This window comes from Runella aurantiaca (genome assembly GCF_003339505.1).
Lineage (GTDB): Bacteria > Bacteroidota > Bacteroidia > Cytophagales > Spirosomataceae > Runella > Runella aurantiaca.
On record NZ_QPIW01000001.1, the window covers coordinates 618,055 to 643,263 of the forward strand.

The window sequence follows — 25,209 nt, forward strand, 5'->3', positions numbered from 1 at the left end:
GCCTTCACGATTTACGTGAAGGCCAATTTATACGCGATTGACAGAATGGCTCGGGTCGTGAGTCGGCAGAGCCGAGCAACGGCGTAGTGGAATAAACAGTTTGACCCCTAACGCTGATACAAGCCCGTGTTTCCTTTTTCTAATAATGGTTTTAGCTTGTTTACTATCAATGGATTGGAAGAGGCAATGTTTTTGGTTTCGTTGGGGTCGTTTATATGGTCGTAGAGTTCAATCGTCGGTTGGGCATCTCTAAAATATTGCGTCAAGCGGTACCTTTGGGTTCGTACAGTTATTCCTTTGTTGTAATAACTGTAGGCTACATTTTTGCCATTAACAGGTTGCTTTTTCATAAGCCTTTCTTTAAGGCTATGTCCCGAAATATCCTTTGGCGAAATAATACCGCAAAAATCCATTAGGGTGGGATAAATGTCTACTGTACTTACGATGTCGTTCACCTTTACACCTTGCTTCATCTTAGGATGTTTGATAATTAACACACTTCTTAGGGCTGTTTCAAAACAAGTATGTTTGCCCCAAACCCGCTGATCGCCCAAGTGCCATCCATGGTCTCCCCACAAGACAACGATTGTATTGTCGGCCAAGCCCTGTTTTTCCAATTCCTGTAATACTTTTCCAATTTGAGCATCTACATAACTTACGCAGGCAAAATACCCATGTCGGAGTTTTCGAGCATATTGGTCTGATACAGGCCGGTCTAAGGAAACTTTTTCATCGCCCAATTGATAACTATTAAACTCACCGCTCGGGTGCAAACTTGCTTTGTTTACATTTTCAGGAATATTAGGAGAGGGGGAGAGGGGGATTTTGTTTGTATCGTACATGTCCCAATATTTTTTAGGGGCATTAAAAGGCAAGTGGGGCTTAAAGAAACCAACTGCTAAAAAGAAAGGCTTGTCATTATTTTTAAGTTCTGAAATTTTCTGAATGGCGAGTTTAGCAGTAAGACCATCGGGGTAGCCTTCATCTTCTACAACCGCCGATTCGTATGGCTTCACTTTACCTTTGAGGGCATTTCTATTTGTACCATCGGCATACCCAAAAAACGCGTTGTGACCCGTTCCCCATTTGCCCACATCCAAAAGCATTTCATTCCAACTATGGGGCAGTTCGAGCGGTGCTTCTTTGGGAGTATCTAAATAACCATACACATGACCATCAGGATGATGGCTTATTTTCCCCATACCAACTGTGTAATAATTATTGCGTTTCAGTAAATGAATAAACGTTTCAGGAATTTCTGTTTCAGGTTTGCCAGACAAAAAGACTGCCGATGCATCATTGCCCAAATGTTGTGTTGTTTTGGGCAATTGCCCCGTCAGGAGGCTATGCCGAGATGCCCCGCAAGTAGGCACAGTAACATAATGGTTATCAAACAAATAGCCTTCATCGGCCAGTTTGTCAATGTTAGGGCTTTTGATGTGGTTGTTGCCATAGCACCCCAAATCGGGGCGAAGGTCGTCCACACAAATAAACAGTATATTGGGTGGTTGTGATTTTCGGAAAGAAACACTGCTCAATAGAAGCAATAGTGCTGTAAGTGTACTACTCAACAATAGTCCCGTTTTCAACATGAATTTTCTGCTTTTTGTTGGTAAAAACTACTTGTCTCCATTTTTAACACCTACTTTTGCACTCCATTCTTGGTAAAAAACTTTCATTTCTTCCACTTTTTTGGGGTATTGTATGGCCAAATCAGTCAGCTCGGTTCGGTCATTTTCTACATCATAAAGTTCCCATTTCTTTACATCTTTTGACCAAACTATCTTCCATTTTCCTTGTCTGACCGCCCGACAATCAAAATGTTCCCAAGCTAAATAGGAATGAGGTTTACGCGTTTTCCCTTCTAAAATGGGCACTAAACTACTCCCTTCTAAAGGTTTAATAGCGTTTTGGTTGTAAGTGGTAGGATATTCGGCCTTGGCCAACGCCAAACAAGTGGGCATAATGTCCATAATGTGCCCTATCTGATTGGTTTGGAGTGGTTTTTTGATAAGCTTTGGGTAATGCACAATCATAGGAGTTGCGATGCCTCCCTCGTGGGTAAACTGTTTGTAGAGCCGAAATGGCGTATTTCCCAAGGCGGCCCATTCTTTGCCGTAGGTTGTGTAAGAGCCCTTTTCTCCCGCTTCTTTTCTTAGCGATATTTCGTAGCTTTCATCCCCTAAATCTCGTTTGGCACGGTTGTCTAAGATTTCGGAACAGGCGCCATTGTCGGACAAAAACATAACAACAGTATTTTCAAACTGCCCATTGGCCTTTAACTTTTCAATAATTTTCCCAATTCCTGCGTCCATTCTGGTGACCATAGCAGCATAAGTAGCCATTTTCAAGTCCCATTCGTCTTTGTTTATGGTCTTTTCCCAGTCTGAGATGTCGGCTTCTTTGGGCGATAAAGGGAAGTTTTTAGGAAAAAGTCCCAATTCTCGCTGTTTTTCGAGCCTTTCTTCGCGTAATTTGTCCCAGCCTTTTAGGTATTTGCCCCGATATTTGGCTATTTCTTCCGCAGGAGCGTGGAGCGGCCAATGCGGTGCGGTGTAGGCTACATATAGGAAGAATGGTTTTTGAGCCCCTTTACTTTGTTCAATATAACCAATAGCTTTATCAGAAATAGCATCAGTCAAATAGAAACTGTCAGGGATTTTATAAGGTTTGTTGTTTTCCAACACCAAACGATTTGGTAGCAATTCATAGTAACTATTGGCCCCGCTAATCAAACCAAAATATTGCTCAAAACCACGCTGCAAAGGCCAATCAGGTCGTTCTTCGCCCACATGCCATTTGCCCGACATGAAGGTTTGGTACCCTACCGTTTTTAACACTTCAGCCATCGTTACCGTCTGCCTGCTCAACCAGCCTTGCGTGGAGTTTTCTTGGCTACGGTCTTTTACTTTACTGACGACCATCGTACCCATACCTGCTTGGTGAGGATACATACCCGTCAATAGTGACGCTCGACTGGGACAACAACGGGCGGCGTTATAAAATTGTGTAAATTTCACGCCTTTGGCTGCCAATTTGTCCAGATTAGGCGTCTGAATTTCAGCACCGTAACACCCAATGTCACTAAACCCTAAGTCATCAGCGAGAATGATTACAAAATTGGGTCTTGTTTGCTTGTTTTGGCCAAAAGATGCGCAACAAAAAAGTCCTAAGAACAGAATAAGAGCCTTTTTCATCCCAAAAATGAGTTTAAATATTCTACTTTCTTTAGTTTAACCTAAGCCAATATATTTAATACCCTGGGTTTTGCGGGAAATCGCCCGGATTGGTTACGCGGTCAATCTGGGTTTGTGGAATTGGCCTTACCAAGTGCATTTCCTTTACATTGGCTGCGGCATCCAGGTTGAATTTTTTCAGGCGTTCCAAAAATTTGCCAGATCGCTTTAGGTCATACCAACGGAGCATTTCACCGGCCAACTCGCGGCCGCGCTCATCCATAAAAAAATCTTCATTAAGATCAGCCGATTTGATTTGCATCTCGGCTACTTTGCCAGGGAGAGCGGCGCGCGTACGTACCACATTGACGTACTCGGCCGATTTGGTCAGGTTACCCTGACGAAAGGCCGCCTCTCCGGCTATTAGGTACATTTCGGCCAGACGAAGCACCATGAAGTCACGCCGCCCGTCTTCTGCATTGACGCTGACACGAAGGGGGTCGAGGTATTTTTTTAGGGTAGGAAACTGACGACGGCTTGAGCCACCTATTTCCAATTGGTCAGTTACGCTGCCAACCCATTTATTGTTGTAATCAATCAGCCAGTAGGGAGCGGCTTTTTGTACCGCATCAGCTACAGGGCGCATCACGATCTTGATGGCAGTGTCGCCAGGTTGAACGGTCTTGCCATTGATGGTAGCTTTGGTATTAGCAATCCACACGGTTTTGAAAGTACCATCAAAACGGCTGTCCTTACTCAGATCGAAAAGATTGAGGGTATAGTTAGTGGGCATGAATCGTTGAAAAGGTCGCCCATTCGCCACATCACGGGTCATGGCGGGGTTGAGCGTATAATCAAACTGAAAATAGAGGTGTCCTTGGTTTCCTGGACCATTCGTCAGTGGGTTGTCGGTATATTGTACTGACCAGATTACCTCGGTATTCAGCTCCTTGGTGATGTCCCATAGATCGCTGTAGTTTTTTACCAACGAATGGTTGTTGCTATTAATCACGGCGGCGGCCATTTTTTCGGCTTCCGCCCAATTGCCTAAGGTAAGCTGCACCCGGGCCAGCAATCCCTCGGCGGCATGTTTGGTAGCCTGTCCGTAGGCCTGTGCTTTGGCGGGTAGATTGGCTACGGCAAATTGTAAATCCGGAATTATACCCTGCTGATACACAGTGGCAACCGATGTACGCTTGGCTTCGGTTTCTACGCCTTGTGTTTCTTCGAGTGTAAAGTGGATATCACCATACTGCTCTACCAGATGAAAATAATAAAGTGCTCGAAGAAAGCGAGCTTCGCCGATAATGCGATTCCGTTGAACAGCGTTGAGGCCGGCTACTTTGGGTGCCCGGCCGATTACGGCATTGGCCTGATTGATACCCACATAAAAATTATCCCAAATGGTTTTGACATAGGCACTGGAGCCCAGGAAATTGGGAGAATAGTTATTGTAGTCTGGGTTATTGGTAGCTCCCCCAAAACCATTGGTGTACATGTCAGTGCCGGTTACGGTGAGGAAAAACGAATGCTCGCGTCCGTAGAAATTCCGTAAGGGAGTATATGTGGCTTTCAGGCCATCCTCAATGCCTTTCGGGGTTGAGTAGTAGCTATCGGCAGTGGCCAATCCTACGGGGTTTTCTACAAGGAGATCGTTACAGGAGATAAGTACTCCTGCTATCAATAATAAGCTGATTATAGTAGAGATCTTTTTCATATCAGTAAGTAGATTAGAATTTAAGGTTCATGCCAAAAACATAGGTGGCAGAAGTCATTGGAGAGCTGCCTCCTACGATTCCATTGGCTGTTTCGGGGTCAACCAGTTTATAGGGTGAGAAGATTAGGGCATTGTCGGCCGTAGCGTAAAAGCGGAGGCTGCTAATACGAGCCTTTGATGTGATCGCTTTTGGAAGAGTATATCCCAAGCTAATATTCCGGATTTTGATAAAAGAACCATCAAAAAATCTCACTGCATCCGAGTACAAGGGGGCTGCTGCGGCATTGGGACGGGGTATTTTATTGACGGGGTTGTTGGCAGTCCAGTAATCAAAATTGATGGCATTGTAGCGTCCCTGCCAGTTGTTGCCGCCCAGGTAATGGAAGTCACTACGGATGTATTGCCCCTGCCGGGCATAGACTAGGAACGAAAGGTCAATACCCTTGTAGCTTATTCGATTGGTCAATCCGCCACTCCATTTGGGGACTGTAGAGCCGAGTACGGTTCGGTCGTCGGCATTGATGGCACCATCGGGCTGATTCGTCAGATTGCCGCCCGCATCCCGTCCATTCACATCTGCAATCTTGATATCACCAGGCTTCTGCTTTGCTTTGTTGGCTTCATCGGCTTCGCCGGTTTGCCAAATTCCTTGCTGTTTGAAATTATAAAACACACTGATGGGTTGACCGATGAACCATTGGTTTCCTACATCATCCTTTCCGTTAAACAGATCAACGATTTTTTCTTTATTGCTAAATATATTCAAATTTGCATCCCACTTCAACCCATTGGCCGAATGAAAAATATTCCCATTCAACGACAGTTCCCAGCCCTGATTGCTGGTGGCACCGATGTTCTGTAAAATAGATTCATAGCCCGAAGTAATAGGAATCAATCGGTTCAGTAGCAGGTCGGTGGTATTGGTTTTGTAAACTTCCAGCGAGCCCGTTAAGCGGTCGTTTAATAGGCCAAAGTCCATTCCTAAGTTAAGGGTACTGGAAATCTCCCAGCGCAGATCAGGATTCGGGATCACATTCAGGGCATAACCGAAAGCCGGGTCGTTGCCAAAAGCATACACCGAGCGTTCCAGCCCGCCAAGGGTCTGATAAGGTGAGATGGAGGTATTGCCCACGGAACCGTATCCTGCTCGAAGTTTGAGAAAGGAAAGCGCCTTCATATTACTCATAAAGGCTTCGTCAGAAATCACCCAACCTGCCGATATAGAAGGAAAAAAGGCCCACTTGTTTTTTTGAGAAAGGCGCGAAGAACCATCGGCTCGTCCGGTCAGGGTGAGTAAGTACTTGTCTTTAAAGCTATAATTGATTCGACCCATGTAAGATACAAGTCCCCATTGGGTAAGAGAGCTATTGATACCCGTGACGGTTTCGGCACTGTTTAAATTATAAAAAAGGGAAGATTCTATCGGAATGTTGCGTGCAGAGGCTCCCGACGATTCGAAACGGTTGGTTTGGGTGCTGAAAAGCCCTACTATATTGAGGGAATGCTCTTTGAATTTACGGTTGAACGACAGAACGTTTTCGAGGGTATAGGCGAAGTTTTGCTGGTTAGACACTGAGGCGGTATTGGCGCTTCCGGCCAGGGTACCTCCATACTGCCCCTGACGAGAAGTACTAAAATCAGGTCCGTAATTCAGACGGTAGGTAAGCCCTTTGGTGAAAGTATATTCTGCGAAGATGTTGGCGAATATCCGGTACTTTTTGCGTTCGTCTGTGTACTGTCCGGGCTGGTACTGTAGCAGAGGACTGGCGAGCAAACCTTCGCGGGGATTGGGATAGGCGATGAAGTTACCATCGGTATCGTAAGGCTGCACCAGAGGAGAAAACTGCAAGGCATTTGTATAGGGGCCGTTGGACATGACATTCTGCAAATCGCTGGCTACTGTAGAACTTACTCCCACGCGCAGCCGCTCAGAGAGTTTGGTTTCGATATTGGCCCGAAACGAGTAACGCCGGTAGTCGCTGGCCTGCATGATGCCCTTTTCGTCATAAAAAGCTCCCGACAGATAGTAGGTGGTACTCTGGTTACCCCCGCTGGCCGAAATCTGGTGCTGCTGCTGTTGCCCGTCGCGCAGGATGAGATCCAGCCAGTCGGCTTCCACGCCATTTTTCAAGTTATCACTTTCCAATGTGCTGAAGAATGTATTGTCCTTGCTCGCATCATTGGCATCAATCCCCCGGGAAACTCTGGAGTATTGTGCAAATTGCTTACCGTTCATTAGGTTCAGGTTTTTCTGGGCTTTCTTGATACCGTAGTAGCTCTCGTAGCTGATGACGGCCTTCCCCTCTTTACCTTTTTTAGTAGTAATCAAAATAACTCCATTGGCTCCGCGAGATCCGTATATGGCTACGGCACTGGCATCTTTTAGTACCTCCATGGACTCAATATCGTTGGGGTTGAAGTCGTTGATGCTCACATCCGTCGGGATTCCGTCAATGACATAGAGCGGATTGTTGCTGGCGTTGATGGAGCGATTTCCGCGAATACGGATGGTAGGAGCAGAGCCCGGATTTCCGTTGGTGCGTACAATATCCACTCCGGCCAGACGACCCTGAGCGTTCTGTAGGAAATTGGAAGAGGGGGTTTCGGCAATATCCCGGCTGGATATACTGGAAATAGCCCCCGTCAGATCCCGCTTTTTTTGAGTTCCATAACCTACTACAATAATTTCCTCTAAAGCTTTGGTATCTACTTTTAAAGAAATTGAAAGTTGTGATTGATTGCCTACCACTACCTCCTGCGGCAAATATCCCACGTAAGAGAAAACCAGCACGGCATCGCTGTTTGGTACATCTACCTTAAATTTCCCCTCAGCGTTTGTAGTTGTTCCACGTTGGGTACCTTTCACCAAAATGCTCACGCCAGGCAATCCTGCCCCGTTTTCGTCGGTGACGGTGCCTGTAATTGTTTGGTCTAATTTAAGGTCGAGGGTAGTGGGAACGAGTTTGGGTTCGGCTTCTTCGGGTAGGTTGCCCGAAACACGTCGCATCAAAACAATCTTGTTGGCTTTGATGACTTGGTAGCTGATTTGTCGCGGGGTGAGAATACGCTGCAATACCGACTCTAAGGTTTCGTCTTTGATGTCAATGGTCAGCTTGTCGTCGTAGGCGAGTACGCCCTTTTGGTAAGAAAAAACAACGTTCGTTTTTCGCTCAATGTTTTTAAGTACCGTTTTGAGGTCTGTGTTTTTCAGATTGAGCGTAATTTTTTCCTGCAGCCGTTCTTGGCCAAAGGTATTTTCCGCAAAACTGAGGGTAGTCAGCAGACAAACGAGCAGCAACGGGGTGAGGGTGATTTTCATAAGGTAGAAAATCTCTTTTCTGGTAAAGAAATTTGACATAGATTTGATTGTTTTTGTTTTGGAAAAGGCAAGACACGAAAACGCGGTGCTTCGTACACACCGGCGGATTCAACAAGGGAAAGATGTGACAGCATCTTTCCTCTTTTTTTGATTTTGGAGGTTAAGGGATTTTGGGTTTACATAGTTGTCAGGTTTAGAGTTCTTTGTCATCGCAGCGGCGCACCGTTCCGAGGAACGAGGCATCTACATCATCGACATCCTTTTGATTCGATAATGATCTGGGCATCAATCTCTTTGTAAGCAGCGCCGATGGTCTTACAAATCACTTCGAGCTGGTCGTAAAGAGAATCATCGCTAATGGTGGTGGTTAAAATACAGTCGGAAAGCGCGTCTTCATTGTAGCGGATTTCAACGCCAAATAATTTTTCCAGTTCTTCAAATACTTCGGCTACCTTCACTTCATCAAATTGCCTTTTTATCAAAGGTTTTTGCATTATAATGGGTATAGGTACTTCCACCAAACTACGGTTTAACAGTTCGTTTGTTCGGTTAAAAACGGCCTGCTGATTGGGCAGCAAGAGCAATCCCTTGGTTTCGGGGTCGGCAATATCTACGCGATTTTGTTTAAATACCGATACCCTGCCCGTTTTTACTTTTACCGTTACTTGCTTGCCATTTTCTACGGCCGATACCCTAAAACTTGTACCCAATACTTTGGTAATCAATTCGTTGGCATATACATAAAACGGTTTGGCAGGATTTTCGGCTACGTCAAAAAACGCTTCTCCGCTCAGTACAACTTCGCGGCGTTTGGTTTCAAAATGTACGGGAAAACTCAGACGGCTTCCCTTTTCCAAATGTACCATTGTACCATCTTCGAGGCGTATTTTTTTGGTGGTTTGGCCGTTGTTTGTCACTTCCTGACGGGGGCTTTTTTCTTCGACAACGGCTATTAAATCTTGATAACTGACTTGGTGGTCGGGCTGCTTTGTGGTCCAAAGCCACGCTGCTCCTGCCAACAAGACCAAACCCGCTGCCCACCTAAAACCCGTTGTTTGCCAAAAGCGACGTACCAATCCAGTTGGTGCTTTTATTTCTTCTCCTTCGGAAATGATGGCTGCGATATTGGTCCAAACTCCTTTTTGATTGAGTGCAGGAGTAATTTGTCCTTCGGCCTTTTGTACGGCCAAAATCAGTTGTTGGGCCTGTGTTATTTCGTCGGCTTTAGCAGGATGTTTCTTCATAAACGCCTGCCAAAAAGGGTCTTCTTCCTGAAACAATACCCACCGCACAAACGAGTCGTTGTGCAGGAAATCGTTGCGTTGAAAATTGTCATAGTTCATGTGAGTGAAAACTAAAAAGGTGGTTAATTAATAAGGTGGGATATTTGTAAAAACAGTAGCAAAATTGGGTGTATTCCTTTGATAGTGAGGCGCAACACGCTGTATGCCTTAAAAAGTAGATTGCTGACCGACTGCTTGCTGAGGCTCATGAGTTGAGTCATTTGGTCGAGGCTCATGCCGTGATAAAAACGCAGATTGATGGCTTCCTGCTGGCGTTGGCTTAGCTGAGAAATGGCCTTGGCAACGGCCTGCGTTTGGGTAGTCTGGGTTTCTTGTTCAATGGATTGTTGTTCTGAAGAAAATGCTACCAAAAAATCGAGGAAATCGTTGATGTCTTCGGACGTTTCGAGCAGGTCGTTTCGGGTGTTTCGGATTACCTGATGGCGCAAAGCCCGAAACAGGTAGAATTTCACGCTTTCCACGTCGGCCAGATGTTGCCTGCGTCGCCATAGATCCACAAAAACGTCTTGAATGGCATCTTCGAGCTGTTGTTTATCAGTGCAGTACCGATAGCCGTAGTTGGCCAATACCTCAAAATAGCGGTTGTACAACTGCTCAAAAGCCCGCACGTCGCCCTTTTTGAAAGCAATCCAAAGGGTTGTTTCGTCGGTGTTGTTTTGGGAGCTTCTCTTCATATTTTTTGCAAACGCTTCGTTATCTGCTTGTCATATTACTATTTATTCTCAAACAAATCATAAAATATGTTATAAGTACAGGTACAAGGTTTGCCAAAAAATACCCTTCATTCTGAAATATTTTTTTAGAAAAATGTAAAAAACTCCAATAAGAAGCAATTTGCTATGGTGGGCAGTTGTAAGTCACGGGCCACAGCATAGAAAAACAAATCCCCGACGGAAGCCCGCCGGGGATTGATGCTGTTCATTACCTATCTTTTTTACAAAAACTTCAACTATTGATACGTTAACCACGCGGTAGCTTCGCAATTTTTATCGGCCGTAAAACGTACCCACCGGGCTTGAAATGCATCAGGGAAAGTGTACTCAAAAGTTTCGCCGGGCTTTACCGTCACTTGTTTAAAGTTCATCCAAGGGCCGTGGCCGATGGCTTCTGCCTGAATGCTGAATGTAACTGCCTGATTTGCATTGTGCGAAAGTTTGAGGCTTTTTTTGTCGTAAAATCCAATCAAATACGCATCTGAAGGAGTGCGAGCGGTTACTTGACTGTTTTTCCACGGGCCGCCCTGACCGGTGGGTTTTCCTAATTTCCAAAGGTCGTCGATGGTGCCTGCCCATACTTTGGCTTTTCCGTCGTTTGAGGCGATAATGTGCTCATTGGCAGCCGTTTGGTTGTCGAGGCCTGTCATGACCAATAAGCCACGGTACGATGCATAATCGTGCACGCTAAGCGAGTGAGAAGCTACGGGCCTGATTTTAGCAAAACCGTCGGCATTTTCGGCGGGCAGTTCGTAGAATGTCCCGTGGGCATTCAGCAAATCGCGCTCGGTGGCTACTTCTCGGCAAATGCGAAGCGAAGCGCTGTTGGTTTTGCTGGTGAATGCGTCATTGCCTTTGGGCAGACGCCATCTTCTGCCACTGTCGTCAACGATAAGTACCGAGGCTTCATCAACTGAAATTACGTCTTTCGGAATGGCAAACTTGTCGCGGATAAACTGTGCCGTTTTTGCGTCCTCTTTTTTGACCAAATTCATGGCGCTGTCCAATTCGTAGTAGCCGTTTTCTGTGAATTTTCCGTTTGAGAATTGACCCGCCAGAAGGCCCATCGCGCGGCGATTTTCACCCAAACCGTACATAAGTCCTCCCGAGTAATTTGCAGAACGAATGTTGGTTAATCCGTTAAACATTTTGTCGGCTGTTACCTGAAAACGGGAGCCGTCGCTGTAGTTAAAATTGACGGTTGCGGTGGTGGCATGGCTGCTCTTTACCCGAATCCATTCCCCTGTTTCATTGGCGTTAAAAGTCACGGCAACGCTCTGACCTGCTCCCGCTTCGATCGTACGCAACGATTTCCAATTGCCTTTTCCGTCGGTATCTGTTTCAAAACTAAAGCTAACGCTCTGATTACCTGCGTTATGAATCCAAGCCATGCGTTTGTTCCATCCCGCAAATAAGAAAGGTTCTGATACGGCATTGGCCTCGATTTTTTCGGCAAGCCAAACGGCTCCCTGCGCGGTGTTGGGCCCTAATTCGTCAGGTGTATTGAACGAAGTGAACCAAAGATTGGAATTCGACTGCCCCGGGCCTTCGATGTTTCCTTTGGTTTTGCGTTTGTTCAAAAACTCTTTTTGGGCGGAGTCGTCGCAACCAAAAACCAGTTGATTGTTCCAACGAGCGTAGTCACCAATGACTTTTAAGTAAGCCGAGCGCGGACGAATACCAGCGGTGTTTTTGGACGTAAATGTTTGGGGGAAACGCCAAAACATTCCGTGCATGGTCATCAGATAATCGGGTTTGTCGGTGGTGCCGATGTCGCGGATGCGGGGCCATTCGGTGTTCCAGCCGTGGGCACCGTCGTAGCTGTGGCTGGTTTTGGGTAGTCTGAAAAAAGACCATTTCCCACCATCACGCACGCCCAATAAAACCGATTTGTGGTCCCAGCCCGTAGCCCAAATTGGGTCAGTATCGGGGTTTTTATTGCCATAAATGCCCCCCGGGCCCGTTACTTCCACAAACTGATTGCGACGAACCACCTTCCAGTCTTTGCCGTTCCATTCGGCCAATACGCCCGCTTCAATGTCAAATTGTTTCAGCGCCTGCGGGCCTGATTCGCCGTTGTTGGAATAGACCATTACTCCCTGTCCAGAATAAACGCCCTTGCCGTGTGCGCCGGGAAGCAGTAGTCCATTGTGGTTGTTGGAGGTATCCTCACCTTTCTTTTCCTTGACGTTTCCGTCTTGGTACAATAGTTTGGTTTTTAAGGTGTTTACGTCCATTTCGTAAAATCCTTCCTCCATGGTAGCAATCAGAATTTTGCTTTGCGGGTCGGTCAATCCCCGCGCCAATCCCGTGTAGCGACCAGGTGCTTCTTTATATGGAATGGTGCGCACGTTGCGTTGGGCGTTGATGGCGTAGGGGCCGATAAACAACTGATTGCTTTCGGTATGAATCATGCGGTTGGCGGGCGTTCCCCCGGTGCTTTCGGGCCGAATGGTTCGCTGCAAGCTGGGCGTGATTTCGTAGAGTTTATCCGATGAACCAAAGGGCAAATGCGGGCCGTAGGTAATCACCCAAAGGCGGTCAGCCCAAGGCACAACAGCGCCAGTTCCGCACTCACCTTCGTTGTTGTAATAGGCGAGGTGGGGGTAAATCCCACTAAATTGAGGGTAGGAGGGCTTGGGTTGGGCGTGGGTGGGTGAGCAAATCAGCATTAGCCCCATTGCCATTCCTGCCCAAATAAAGGCGGTTTTATATGTCTTCATTGTAAACTTTGAATTCCTTATTTAGTTAAATGTTGAGTTCTAACCTACGGATATTGACTGTAAATAATGAGCCTAATACCCGTCGTTTTGCTTCATGTTGGGATTGATTTGGATTTCCGAAGTTGGGATTGGCCACAAATACTGGCGGTCGTTCCAAGCGGTGGGTACTAGATTTTTGATGAGACCCGTTTTTGCCATTTCGCTAAAGTCTGGCGTACCGTCCTGATCAATGGTGGGAGTACCCGCAAAAAACCAGAGATTTTGATTCACCACTTTTGTGCGCAAATCTACGGGGTCTAGCATCCCGTAAATGGGGCGGTTGAGCACTTTGCCCGCAATGCCCCAACGGACAATGTCCATGTAGCGAAGCCCTTCAAAAGCCAATTCCATACGGCGCTCTAGGCGTAGTTCACGACGTAGCTCGGCTTGGTTGGTAGTGGTTATGGCGGGGTAAGCAGTGGTGGCCGAAAGTGCTGCTTTGTAGGCCCTTGCCCGCACGGAATTGATGGCGTCGAGTACAGATTTGTCAATTTGATTTTGTTCAATCTTAGCTTCGGCATACATCAACAACACATCGGCATAACGGACGATAATCTGCTCAGGCTCAATCAAACGACCATTGAGCAGCCACGAATCGTCAACGCCTTTTTTCCAAATCAACCCATTGAAAGACGCAAATTGCGCGTTGGCGCGATTGTCGTTGTTGGTGACTTTGGTGTTGGTACTGATACGGGTTACTTGCAGGGCGTTGGGGTGCGGGTCATAAATAAATCCTAAGTGCGGCTGCCCAAACTCAACGATGGTAGCGGTGCAACGCGGGTCACGATTTTTGAAGGGGTTGCGGGGGTCATACAGGGGCGACTTATCGATGGTTTTCCCGTCGGTACAGAGGTAAGCGCAAAACAAATCCCAGGTAGGATTGGCGGCCGCAAAGCCTCCCGAATTACGACTAATAATGTCGGAGGTAGGGCCTGTGCTCACTTTCAACTCTAAGGAACGCGGAATCGAAAAGATAATCTCTTTTGCGTTTTTGGTGCTTTGCAAAAACAAATTGCTGTAGTCGGAGTGCAATGCGTACTGGTTTAAGTCCATGCAGGCTTTGGCGGCATCACTGGCTACTTTGTAGTCTTTTTCGTAAAGGGCAAAGCGTGCTTTTAAGGCCATGGCAACGCCTTTGGTGGCGCGCTTCACGGCCGACGCGGCATAACTGGTCGGTAAGTTGGCAATGGCAAAATCGAAATCTTCGTAGATTTTTGTGATGACCGTTTTTTTGTCGGTACGGCCTTTGGTGTACGCATCTTCGATGCTGATAACATCGTCGCTGTAAACTACATCGCCAAATTTATTGACCAGCCTGGCATATTGTGATGCGCGATGAAAACGCGCCTCGGCCAAGTAAATATCCAATTTAGCTTGGTTTACTTTGGCCTTTGTCTCCGCGCTGTTTAGGGCCACAATGGCTCTGTTGGCACGCGCAATGGCCTTGTAAGAATTGCGCCAAAGGGTGGTCGAAAACGCCCACTGACTCGTCACCGTCCCCGATTTGATGGGTGTAAGGGTTTGGCGATAAAAGCCATCATCAGAAAGATAATTGATGCTCATTCCGTCTTCATCCCATGGCCAAAAATCAATGCGATAGAGGTCGTTGAGTGCCAACTGAATCTCGGTTTCGTTGGAATACCACTTTTCGGCCGACGGTTCAGCAAGTGGATAGAGGTCCAGTGAATTTTGGCAGGAAGCCAACAGTAGTAAGCTTAGGACTGCGCTGTATATCTTATTTTTCATTGTGAGTCAGAGAATTATATTAAAAACCAATCGTAAAACCTCCCAAAACCGTCGAAACAATGCCCATTCCTTCGGGGTCCCAGCCTTTAGGATATTTGTTGAGCGAGAAAACATCGGTGGCATTGATGTAAAAACGGATGTTGTTTGACATGATTTTCCGAGAAATATTCTGGGGAATCGTGTAGCCCAACGTGATGTTTTTTAGACGAAAATACCCGCCATTAAACAACCAAAAATCGGATAATGCGCGGTTCAGCCCTTTGTTGGTTTCGGTAAATCGGGGGTATTTGGCGGCCAAATTTTGATCAGCCGTATTGTTCATACTCCAAGTGCTTCCGTCCATATAGACTGGAAATACGCCCCAGTTTTCGGCGTTGTAGTCGGTATACGAAAGCAGCGATGTGTTCTGATAACCAATGCCCTGAAAAGTAACGCCTAAATCAAAACCGTTGTAATCCAACTTGAAGTTGCCGCCATACATCCATTGGGGCTGCGAGCTGCCGAGCAGTACGCGGTCGTATTCGGGGGAGATTCTCCCGTCGGGCACGCCGTTGGGGCCGCTGATGTCGGTGTATTTCATGTCGCCCACTTTTACGTTGGTATTGAGTTTGGGAGAGTTGTTGACATCTTCTTGGGTTTGGTAAATTCCTTCTGAGCGGTAGCCGTACCATTCGTCAAACTGACTGCCTTTTCTTTTGATTCGGTCACCGATAAACTCCGTACCGCCCAAATCGCCCATAACCGACTGGAATTGAGAGAGATTAAGTGAGGCCGAATACCTCAACTTACCGATGTTGTCGGTCCAGCCCAAGTCAAGGTCAATGCCTTTTGTGGTCATCACACCTGTGTTTTGGTTGGGGTTTTCGAAGCCAACAAAAATCGGAATCTGGAGCGCCAGCAGCATGTCTTTGGTTTCTTTGTAATACACATCGGCGGTGAGGCGTAGGCGGTTTTTTAAGAAATAGGCGTCAAGTCCCAAGTCGGTAGAAGCTGTTTTTTCCCAAGAAATATCCTGAATGGCATACTGCACTTGGGCGGCGGTTTGTTGCGCTGTTACGAGGTTGTTTTGATAAAATAAGGCATTACTAAAATTCATGATTCCGACCGACGGGTAATTTCCGATGCGCTCATTGCCGAGCGTACCCCACGAAGCCCGTAGTTTGAGGAAGGAAACCAGGTTCTGTCTTTTGAAAAAATCTTCTTCGCTAATCACCCAACCCGCCGATACTGAAGGAAACGTTCCCCAACGGTAGTTAGCATTGAATCGTGAAGAGCCATCGCGGCGGACATTGGCCTGAATCAAATATTTGTCTTTGTAGCTATACGTCAGACGTCCGAAATAAGAGCGGTAGGCGGTTTCAAAAGCCGTCCCGAAATTGTCTCGGAAGGCGGCTGGGCCTTGGTTCAGATAAGGGTACGTATCAAAAAGGTACTGGTCACGAGAAGCGCCCATTGACTCACCTTTGAAGTAGTAATTTTCGTAGCCTGCCAATGCCGTAAAATCGTGATTTCCAATGGTTTTGAGGTAGTTGGCCAAAAGCTGCGTGGTGATGCTGTAATTGGTGGTACGGTTTTCATCTAAGCGCGTGGTAAGACCGCCACCAATCAACGATACGACGTATTGGTTGGGGTCGTTGGCAGCGTAAATATCTACCTTTTTGTTGAATCGTTTTTGGTTATTAAAGTCAAATATCGGCGCGATGATTCCCGATAGTTTCAAGCCTTCAATGGGTTTGAGGTCAAGCGCCAACCGCCCCCCGACTTGATTGTAAGTGTTGCGATCGGTGCCGCCGTATTTAACCTTGGCATACACGTTTTCGCCCGCTTTTCCGTCGGCAATGCGGCCATCGGCCCAGATTGCGGGATAAATAGGTGAAGAAATCCGGGTACGGTACAACGGGTCACTGGCCGTAGGGTCTAAGGCATTGGTTCTTTTGAAGTTAAAATCGACCGTTCCGCCAATCAGTTTATTGATGGTAAAATCGTTGTTTGACCGAACAAAAATCCGATTGTAATTTTTGTTGTCATAAAAACCGCCTACTTTCTCATAACGTACTGAGGCATTGGACTTAACAAATTTAGACCCGCCAATGACACTGATACTGTGGGCTTCTCTGGGAGCGATTTTGTTCAAAGTCAAAGCCATCCAATCCGTATCGGGGTATCTGTCGGGGTCAGAAAGGTGTTTTTGGTTATAATCCGTCAATAAATCTTGGCTAAAAGTGGGAAAGCGGTTGGCACCGTTGCCCGCATCGTTCCAGCGGAGTTCGTTGACCAGTTCCATATAACGCTGCGCACGCATATAATCGGGCAACTGCGTGGGCGTGTCAAATCCATTTTCGTAGCTGTACTGAATGGATGCCTGATCGGTCTTGGCGCGTTTGGTCGTAATCAAAATTACGCCGGAAGCGGCCCGTGAACCATAAATAGAGGCCGAAGCCGCATCCTTCAACACCGACAGGTTTTCAATGTCGTTGGGGTTGACTTGGTTAACATCGCTCACGGGGACGCCATCCACGATGACCAATGGGTTTGAATCGCCGATCGTAGTAACTCCTCTTATTCTTATGGTTGCGCCTCCCATGGCACCGTTGGCGCCGTTGCGGGTCACCGTCACGCCCGACATAGCCCCTTGGAGGGCTTGTGCCACTTGGGTTTCTTTGCGCTCCTTAAACATCTCGCTGTTGATGGTCGACACCGCTCCGGTCAGGTCTTTTTTTCGTTGAACGCCGTACCCAACGACCACCACTTCTTCGAGGGCTTTGGTGTCTAGTTTTAGAGAGACATTGAGCGTAGTTTGGCTGCCGATTTTTATTTCTTGGGAAAGGTAGCCCACAAATGAAAAAACCAGTACCTCATTATTGTCCGACAGCGCCAGTTTGTACTTTCCGACGGCGTCGGTGGTTGTACCGCGTTGGGTGCCTTTGATGAGCACGCTGACGCCCGGCAATCCCTGCCCATTTTCGTCGGTTACAGTTCCCGTCACGATTGATTCGGTCTGTTGATATTCCAACGATTTTGTGGGCGGTTCATTTTCCCAAAGTCCTGTCGTAGAGGCGTTTTCTTTTCGTAAAACAATGCGATTGCTGACCTGTATATGTTTGATTTTTAGGGGTTTTAGTAGGCGAGTGAGCACGCTCGACAATGGTTCGTTGGTGGCATTGATGCTTACCGGACGGTCGAGTTGTAAGGCTCTCGAATTGAAGGAAAATTTCACCTGTGCCTCCTTTTCGAGTTGGAGCAGTACTTTTTCCAAAGCTATATCCGAAACATTCACACTTACCTTTCGGTCAAGCATACTTTGACCCTTTACTGGGGTGGCCATTGCAATGCTCGAAAACACGATGGCCAAGGTGAGTTGTAGGAGTGACGTTTGCACAATTCGATATAGTAATCGTTTGTTGGTCAATGTTTTTTTCATACTTTTGACTTGTTTTTAGTTAATACTTTTTACGGAGGTATTGGCAAAATCCTCCCCGTGCCCTTAGCAGAGGGCATGTCAACGGAACACGTTAGGGGAAGCTCGGGCGTCGAAAATGTAGCAGCATTTCGACGCTTTTTTGTGGGCAAGCAGGGGTATTTTTAGGTCATAGGCAGCAAATGTCGGGGTTAGTTACATCCTTCTGATAAAATAGTGATTCGGTTGCCGTTCATTTCATAACGGGTCGTGTTGCCCAAACTCTCACAAATAATCTTGAGTTTTTCGGGCAGAGGTTGGTCGCTGAGGGAAGTCGTAAGATAGCAGTCTTTCAATTTCTCCTGCGGATAGTCAATCTCCACCAAATACGCCTGTTCAATGGTTTTCAGGATTTGGGCAACGGGTACGTCCGAAAATTCAAAACTCAGTTGTTCGATGGTAGTAACTGATTGTGCATCAGGCTTTTCGCGGGTTAAATCCGTTATTTTTTCGAAAATAAGCTTTTTCCGTGCAAACCGGACTCCCTGATTGGGCAACAACTGCACCGTTTCGTTGTTCAACTGCGTGATGGCTTGGTTGGAGCTGACGTTTACTTTTCCCGTCCTGACCACCACTTCTACGCTGGGTTGGTCGGTGTAGGCTTTCACCCTAAAACTCGTCCCGATAACCTTGGTGACAATCTCATTGGCAAAAACGAAAAAGGGTTTCTTCGGATTTTTGCTGATTTCAAAAAAGCCTTCGCCCGACAAATACACTTTGCGTTCGTCGCCTTCAAAGCTTTTTGGATAGCTGAGCTTGCTTTTGGGCTGAAGCAGTACCGAGCTACCATCAGAAAGGGTAATCAACTGTGGCTTATGGGTGTTGTTGGCCTGTTCAATCAGTCCTTGGGTATCTTGGTTGATGAGTGCGGTGTAAGTAAGTGTATCCTGCGTCAATGTTTGGCGCTTAAACAACCATCCTAACGCAAGTCCCAGCACCAAAACCGCCGCGATACTACGCCACCCAGCACGACGCCAAAGCGGAATCGAATGCACGGTAGGTTCTTTTTCAATGGATTTTATTTTGTCACGAGATGCCTGTAATGCAGCACTGATTTCGGCCGAAGAAAAGGTTGGTTCAGGCACTCGGGTGGCCAATACCCACAACCGAGCTTCGGCCACAAGTTTGGCCCGTTGGGGGTTTTCTACCGTCCATTCTTCCCAATTTTCACGTTCTTTCCCTTCCCTAACCCATTTTTGGAACGATTCATCGGCCAAAAAATCTTCAATCTTTTTATAATGGTTGCGCTGCTGCATCTGAAATAGTGTTTCATATGCAGAGAGGACAGGCTTTGGGGCCGATACTCACTAACGTGGTACTTTTTTTTGAAAAATTTAAAGTATTCTCGAAAAGAGCACAAAAAGGAGCGTTAAATCACCCTTCCATTCTTTGCGGAGGTGTTGGATACAACGGTGCAGAAGATTGGAAACCGACTGGTGATTGATGTCGAGCATTTCGCCGATTTGCTCAATCGTTAGTCCTTGATGATAACGCAGATAAAGCGCTTCTTTTTGCCGGGGAGGCAAGGCGTTTATCAGGCGGTTGAGTTGCGAAACCTGGGCCGAGGTTTCTTCGTCGGCAATCAGTTGGTCTTCGATGGAAAAATCCAACGAAAATTGCACAGCATCCAAGGGCGCGGTTTGTCGAAAAATAGTATCACGCTCGTGTAGCCGTGCTATGCGCTTCCTGACGCTTGAGAGAAGGTAGGCCTTGACCACCACGTTGTCGCTCAGCGTGTTGCGATAAAGCCAAAGGTTTACAAACACATCCTGAACGCAATCTTGCACCCGTTCGGGGTAAGAACTCAACGAATTTCCGTAGTTGATTAATGAACGATAGTACCGCTCAAACAGGGCAGAGAAAGCCAATTCATCGCCTATTTTGAGGCGCTGCCAGAGGATTTCGTCGGTGAGTGAGGAGTTTATCACTACAAATACGGGTTGAATTTTAGATAAAATTCAACAAAATTAGGAAAAAATTAAACTTTGTGAAGATTTTATATTGTTTCATTGACAGAACGCGACCTCATCGGTATCAGAAAACGTCGTAAAGCGACTGGGTTTTCTGATACCGATAAACGCTTATTTCAGTTTTAGCATTTCGCTGCCCGCCATCAGGAAAGCACCCGTGCCGAAATTCTGCCAACTGTCTTTGTCAGCGGGTTTTGGGTCATAACCGATGTTTTGTACCCAACCGATTTTCCCGCTTTCCTGTTGACATTCTTTCAGGGCTTTCCACGATTTTTCGACGGCGGGTTGGTAGGTTTTTGCTTCCAACAACCCATTATTGATGCCCCACGCCAACCCAAAAGTAAAGAACCCGCTGCCGCTCGCTTCACCGTGGGCAAAGGACTCTGGCGACAGTAAACTCGTGCGCCAAAGGCCGTCGCTTGGCTGAAGTTCTTTGACCCGCGCCGCCATCGTTTTGAAGAGGTTTTCGTAAAATTCCCGGTGTTTGTAGTTCTTGGGCATATCTTCCAAAATCAAGGCCAATCCACCCAATACCCATCCGTTGCCTCGTGACCAGAAAATTTTGTTTCCGTTGGTTTCCCGTTTGTCCGTAGCGGCACCTGTTATCACAAAACGGGTATCTCGGGCAAACAGTTTTTCTTCTTTGTCAAAGAGCAGCTCATACGTTTCCATATAATAGCGGTGCATTTCGTCGAGGTATTTTTGGTCATTTTTCAGGATGGCGTACCGGGTAAGCACGGGTGGGGCCATAAACAAGGCATCGCACCACCACCATAATATTCTTTGTTCGGCATTTCCTTTGCTCACTTTCCAATCCTGCGGCTCAAAGAGGTGCTCATGAATCCACTTTTCGGTAGGGACAAGGTTTACGTCTTTGTTGCCGATGGAGTTCAGGTACAAATAAGATTGGGAAATGGCCACATCGTCGGCGTGGAAATACCGGTCGTAGGTTTTCCATTGGTTACGTTTGCCCATTTCAACCAGAGTGGTCAAAAATGCAGGATTTCGCGTCGATTTGTGGGCGCGCATCACGCCCGCATAATAAGCCCCGTTTGTCCAGTCGGTGGGTGCTTTCGCGAAAATCGGGTTGGCTTCCTGCCACTGCATGGCCCTGACCATGGCTTGCTCAATGGTGGATTTCTCACTCCCTTTGAATGTTTTACAAGCTTGAAAGGAAATGGTAAGGAGGACGGCAACGGCGCTCAGCAGGATTCGATTCATTTTGTGTTAATTAAAGGTCGTTTCAGTTTTTGGAGGGATGAGCGTTTTTGATTATTGAAACACTCGTACATAATCTACTTCCATCTTGGCGGGGAAAACGCTTTCGTCAATGCCCTTTGCACCGCCCCAATTGCCGCCCACGGCTACATTGAGCAACAAGTACTCGGGCTTATCAAAGGGCCATTCATTGACGGTTTTGTGTTCGTTGGGAATACTCAAATAGACGTTGCCATCCAACAGAAAATCCATTTTCTCGGGCGTCCAATCAATGGCGTAAACGTGAAATTCGGTGTAGGGATTTTTAATGAAAATCTTCTTTGATTTTTGGGTTCCCTTCACGTGGTTGTAGGCTTGGGTGTGGATGGTGCCCACGAGCGTATCGGGGTCATAGCCGACGTGCTCCATGATGTCGATTTCACCACATTTTGGCCAACCGGCGGTTTCGATGTTGCTGCCCAACATCCAGATGGCAGGCCATGTGCCGCGCCCTTTGGGCAATTTTGCCCGTACTTCGATGCGACCGTAAGTCCATTCGGCTTTTCCTTTGGTTAGGAGTCGGGCAGAAGTATAGTCTCGGTTTTCAAATTTGTTTTTGCGGGCCGTGATGGAAAGAACGCCGTTTTTAACGAGCGCATTAGAAGTATCGGCGTTGGTGTAATATTCCAACTCATTGTTTCCCCAACCTTTTCCGCCGACTTCATAACCCCATTTGGACGCATCGGGCAACCCTGTATAATTAAATTCGTCACTCCAGACCAATTTGCGTTTTTCTTTGGCAAAACGTGCACCCCGTACCAAGGCTTTTTCGGGCTCGTCGGTCGTTAAGTAGTCAATATCCCGCACCAAAAAATAATCCATTACCAAGGTGTCATTGACGGTCCAGGCGTTGGTGGCAACGCCTAGTTTTTTGGCGTTGGCAATCCATTGTTCGTCTTTTTGCAAAACGCTGAAGTGATAATCTAGCCCACCGATGTTGTCGGCTTGAAGTTGAGCCGCTGAGATATTTCCGTTGAGGTATTGCAGCTTGGCGTTTTTGTCTAATTCCCGTACTTTCTTCAGGATGTCGTAGTCAAAACTGATGTACACTACCCATTTTTGGGCCTTTAACTTTTCAACGGTTTTGACCACTTTTTCGGCCAAAATCATGGCGCGCTCTTTGCCCGCGGGCGAGGGTTTGATTTCGGTCACGAGCATGGTTTTGGTTTGTTTTTTACCCGCTTTCAGGTATTCTTCCAGCGTCGGAAGCTGCTCACCGTTTTTCAAGGGTTTTTTGATAAGTTCGGCATAATCGGTTTTTTCGATGTCCATTCCTTCGTAATGTGCGTCATGATTGATGACCAACACTTCATCTTTGGTCATTCTAACGTCAAATTCTGAGCCGACACAACCCAGTTTGATGGCATTCTCCAACGATGCAATGGAGTTTTGGGGGGCTCCCGTGTTTTTCCAAGCTCCTCGGTGGGCCACGATTTTGTTGTTATGAAAGGATTGGGCCTTAGAAAAATAAGAAAAAGAGAGTGCCCAAAATGCTAAAAATAAGGAAATTGCGTGCTTGTTCATTCGTATGGTTTATTGGTTCAAAAGATGATTGCCTTCTGTAAAGGAATACAGCGTGTTTTAAAAATGGTGTACGAAGCAGTACTTCGTTTTTACGGGCTATTACTTTACAAAGGCAAAATTTGTCATTTTCTTCTCATGTAGCCTACAGTTTTGAAATTCCGTAAAATACCATTGAAAAAATCACGTAACCTTCAAGTAATATTTGGATAACATGGACTTTGATATACCAAACAAAATACAGTAATTGCCAAAAAATAGCAAATTAAGCACAATTAACTAATGAAAATACCCATCAAATCGTTTGCCTTCCTCCCTCCAAAAACGTTTATGTATCTTCTTTAACTTTTGTTTATTGTTGATTAACTTGCGTACATTGATTATTCAAAACGTATCTCCTTGAAACCGACTGACATTAAAAACCCGGAATATTTCCACAAGGTTGTGGACTGTCAATACGCGTGTCCGGCGCATACACCTGTACCCGAGTACATTCGGCTCATTGCGGCCGAACGCTACACCGAGGCCTACATGGTCAACTGGGAATCCAATGTTTTTCCTGGTGTTTTGGGTCGTACCTGCGACCGCCCTTGTGAACCCGCCTGCCGACGCGGGCGCGTGGAAGAAGAGCCGGTGGCGATTTGTCGCCTTAAACGCGTTGCGGCTGATAACAAAGGGGATGTAACGAGCTTTATGCCCCAAGGCCCTTTTATACCAAACGGTAAAAAAATTGCCCTCATCGGTGGTGGTCCCGCTTCGCTGACGGTGGCCCGTGACTTGGCTCCGTTGGGCTATGAAGTCCATCTGTATGATGACCAACCAATGGGTGGAGGGATGATGCGCAGTCAAATTCCCTCGTTTCGTTTGCCCGATAGCGTGTTGAACGAAGAAGTAGGTTTTGTGCTTGATTTGGGCATCCATACGCATTTCAATACCCGCGTAAACAGCCTTCGGGATGTTTTGGACCAAGGGTATGATGCCGTATTTGTGGGTACTGGCGCGCCCAAAGGAAAAGATTTGGCCGACTTGCCGGGCCGTTGGGATGCCAAAGCCCACGTCCATATCGGGATTGAGTGGTTGGCGAGTGTGGCGTTTGAGCATACGGCCAAAATCGGCAAAAAAGTAATCGTTTTAGGTGGTGGAAACACGGCCATGGATTGCTGTCGCACCTCTCGCCGCTTGGGGGGAGAAGAAGTAAAAGTGGTGGTGCGCAGTCCGTTCAAAGAAATGAAAGCATCGCCATGGGAAATCGAGGATGCGTTGCACGAAGATATTCCGATTCTCGAATGTCACGTTCCGAAATCGTTTGTGGTGGAAGAAGGCCAACTCAAAGGAATGATGTTTGAGAAAGTGGAGGCAAAATACGAAAACGGCCGCCGCAAACTCGTCTCAACGGGTGAGCCTGATGTATTTATCGAAGCCGATGATGTGTTGGTGGCCATCGGACAAGAAAACTCATTTCCGTGGATTGAACGCGATTTGGGCTTGCAGTTTAACGAATGGGGCTTGCCGGTATTGGATGAAAAAACCTTCCAATCCTCAATTCCAAACGTATTCTTCGGTGGCGACTCGGCCATGGGCCCCAAAAACGTCATCACGGCCGTAGCGCAGGGACATTCGGCGGCGGTTTCGATTGATTTGTTTTGCAGTGAAAAATCTGTCCATGACCGTCCATCTCCGTATACCAATCTGATCAGTCAGAAAATGGGGATTCACGAGTGGATTTACGATAGCCCCGTCTCCGACGATGAGCGTTTTAAGGTGCCGCACGCCGACAAAGCGTTGACCCTGAAAGACCGTAAAAAAGAAGTGGAATTGGGCTTTAGCCCCGACACGGGTTTTAAAGAAGCCCAGCGTTGCCTCAACTGTGATGTTCAAACGGTATTTACCGAAAATAAATGTATTGAATGTGATGCCTGCATGGATGTGTGTCCCACGTCGTGTATCACGTTCACCGTCAATGGCGAAGAAGAAGATTTGCGTTCGCGGCTTCTGGTTCCCGCCGATAATTTATCCCAAGATTTGTACGTTTCAGATACGCTCAAAACGGGTCGAGTGATGGTCAAAGATGAAGATGTGTGTCTTCACTGCGGCTTGTGCGCCGAGCGTTGCCCTACGTCAGCGTGGGATATGCAGAAATATTTGTATTCAGTAACCAAAGCAGGCTGTCAAACGAGTGTTTTAGAAACTATTTAACCTCACCCTGCCCTCTCCTTTTAGGAGAGGGTTCAATTCCCCTTATTGGGGGTAGGGGGAGAGGTTCAACC

General features: G+C 46.8%; 14 protein-coding genes. 1 reads left to right on the top strand and 13 read right to left on the bottom strand.

The window, feature by feature from the left end:
- Positions 1-107: 107 nt before the first annotated feature.
- The 13 genes from DVG78_RS02660 to DVG78_RS30495 all read right to left on the bottom strand — a co-directional run bounded on the left by DVG78_RS02660 (position 108) and on the right by DVG78_RS30495 (position 22,945).
- Positions 108-1,592 (bottom strand): sulfatase, encoded by a 1,485-nt coding sequence (locus DVG78_RS02660; protein ID WP_114459500.1) that lies wholly within the window; start codon positions 1,590-1,592, stop codon positions 108-110.
- Positions 1,593-1,619: 27 nt separating this feature from the next.
- Positions 1,620-3,197: an arylsulfatase gene (locus DVG78_RS02665; RefSeq protein ID WP_114459501.1), complete on the bottom strand. Its 1,578-nt coding sequence runs from the start codon at positions 3,195-3,197 to the stop codon at positions 1,620-1,622.
- Positions 3,198-3,252: 55 nt separating this feature from the next.
- Complete coding sequence (locus tag DVG78_RS02670; RefSeq protein ID WP_114459502.1) at positions 3,253-4,893, bottom strand: RagB/SusD family nutrient uptake outer membrane protein; 1,641 nt, start codon at positions 4,891-4,893, stop codon at positions 3,253-3,255.
- A 13-nt stretch (positions 4,894-4,906) separates the two neighbouring features.
- Positions 4,907-8,251, bottom strand: a complete 3,345-nt coding sequence (locus DVG78_RS02675; protein ID WP_229598110.1) for a SusC/RagA family TonB-linked outer membrane protein — start codon at positions 8,249-8,251, stop codon at positions 4,907-4,909.
- 209 nt (positions 8,252-8,460) lie between these two features.
- Positions 8,461-9,555, bottom strand: a complete 1,095-nt coding sequence (locus DVG78_RS02680) for a FecR family protein (RefSeq protein WP_114459503.1) — start codon at positions 9,553-9,555, stop codon at positions 8,461-8,463.
- Between the two features lie 23 nt (positions 9,556-9,578).
- Complete coding sequence (locus DVG78_RS02685; protein ID WP_114459504.1) at positions 9,579-10,190, bottom strand: RNA polymerase sigma factor; 612 nt, start codon at positions 10,188-10,190, stop codon at positions 9,579-9,581.
- Between the two features lie 275 nt (positions 10,191-10,465).
- Positions 10,466-12,952 carry a hypothetical protein gene (locus DVG78_RS02690; protein WP_114459505.1) on the bottom strand — a complete coding sequence of 829 codons (2,487 nt, stop codon included), beginning with the start codon at positions 12,950-12,952 and terminating at the stop codon, positions 10,466-10,468.
- A gap of 72 nt (positions 12,953-13,024) precedes the next feature.
- Positions 13,025-14,737 (bottom strand): RagB/SusD family nutrient uptake outer membrane protein, encoded by a 1,713-nt coding sequence (locus DVG78_RS02695; RefSeq protein ID WP_114459506.1) that lies wholly within the window; start codon positions 14,735-14,737, stop codon positions 13,025-13,027.
- Between the two features lie 19 nt (positions 14,738-14,756).
- Entirely contained in the window at positions 14,757-18,158 is a 3,402-nt protein-coding gene (locus DVG78_RS02700) for a SusC/RagA family TonB-linked outer membrane protein (protein WP_114459507.1), read from the bottom strand.
- A 188-nt stretch (positions 18,159-18,346) separates the two neighbouring features.
- Entirely contained in the window at positions 18,347-19,450 is a 1,104-nt protein-coding gene (locus tag DVG78_RS02705) for a FecR family protein (RefSeq protein WP_114459508.1), read from the bottom strand.
- 78 nt (positions 19,451-19,528) lie between these two features.
- Complete coding sequence (locus DVG78_RS02710; RefSeq protein ID WP_114459509.1) at positions 19,529-20,122, bottom strand: RNA polymerase sigma factor; 594 nt, start codon at positions 20,120-20,122, stop codon at positions 19,529-19,531.
- Between the two features lie 153 nt (positions 20,123-20,275).
- Positions 20,276-21,385: a glycoside hydrolase family 88/105 protein gene (locus tag DVG78_RS02715; protein WP_114459510.1), complete on the bottom strand. Its 1,110-nt coding sequence runs from the start codon at positions 21,383-21,385 to the stop codon at positions 20,276-20,278.
- A 51-nt stretch (positions 21,386-21,436) separates the two neighbouring features.
- The gene (locus DVG78_RS30495; protein ID WP_114459511.1) at positions 21,437-22,945 is read right to left on the bottom strand and encodes a family 16 glycosylhydrolase; all 1,509 of its coding nucleotides are present in this window, start codon (positions 22,943-22,945) and stop codon (positions 21,437-21,439) included.
- 396 nt (positions 22,946-23,341) lie between these two features.
- On the opposite strand from DVG78_RS30495, the gene DVG78_RS02725 reads away from it, so the two are divergent.
- On the top strand, positions 23,342-25,138 hold the full coding sequence (locus DVG78_RS02725; RefSeq protein ID WP_114459512.1) for an FAD-dependent oxidoreductase: 1,797 nt from the start codon (positions 23,342-23,344) through the stop codon (positions 25,136-25,138).
- Positions 25,139-25,209 lie beyond the last annotated feature (71 nt).

Bases quoted from the DNA above. Each gene is read 5' to 3' on its own strand.
- DVG78_RS02660 (WP_114459500.1), bottom strand. From the start codon at position 1,592: ATGTTGAAAACGGGACTATTGTTGAGTAGTACACTTACAGCACTATTG.
- DVG78_RS02665 (WP_114459501.1), bottom strand. From the start codon at position 3,197: ATGAAAAAGGCTCTTATTCTGTTCTTAGGACTTTTTTGTTGCGCATCT.
- DVG78_RS02670 (WP_114459502.1), bottom strand. From the start codon at position 4,893: ATGAAAAAGATCTCTACTATAATCAGCTTATTATTGATAGCAGGAGTA.
- DVG78_RS02675 (WP_229598110.1), bottom strand. From the start codon at position 8,251: ATGTCAAATTTCTTTACCAGAAAAGAGATTTTCTACCTTATGAAAATC.
- DVG78_RS02680 (WP_114459503.1), bottom strand. From the start codon at position 9,555: ATGAACTATGACAATTTTCAACGCAACGATTTCCTGCACAACGACTCG.
- DVG78_RS02685 (WP_114459504.1), bottom strand. From the start codon at position 10,190: ATGAAGAGAAGCTCCCAAAACAACACCGACGAAACAACCCTTTGGATT.
- DVG78_RS02690 (WP_114459505.1), bottom strand. From the start codon at position 12,952: ATGAAGACATATAAAACCGCCTTTATTTGGGCAGGAATGGCAATGGGG.
- DVG78_RS02695 (WP_114459506.1), bottom strand. From the start codon at position 14,737: ATGAAAAATAAGATATACAGCGCAGTCCTAAGCTTACTACTGTTGGCT.
- DVG78_RS02700 (WP_114459507.1), bottom strand. From the start codon at position 18,158: ATGAAAAAAACATTGACCAACAAACGATTACTATATCGAATTGTGCAA.
- DVG78_RS02705 (WP_114459508.1), bottom strand. From the start codon at position 19,450: ATGCAGCAGCGCAACCATTATAAAAAGATTGAAGATTTTTTGGCCGAT.
- DVG78_RS02715 (WP_114459510.1), bottom strand. From the start codon at position 21,385: ATGAATCGAATCCTGCTGAGCGCCGTTGCCGTCCTCCTTACCATTTCC.
- DVG78_RS30495 (WP_114459511.1), bottom strand. From the start codon at position 22,945: ATGAACAAGCACGCAATTTCCTTATTTTTAGCATTTTGGGCACTCTCT.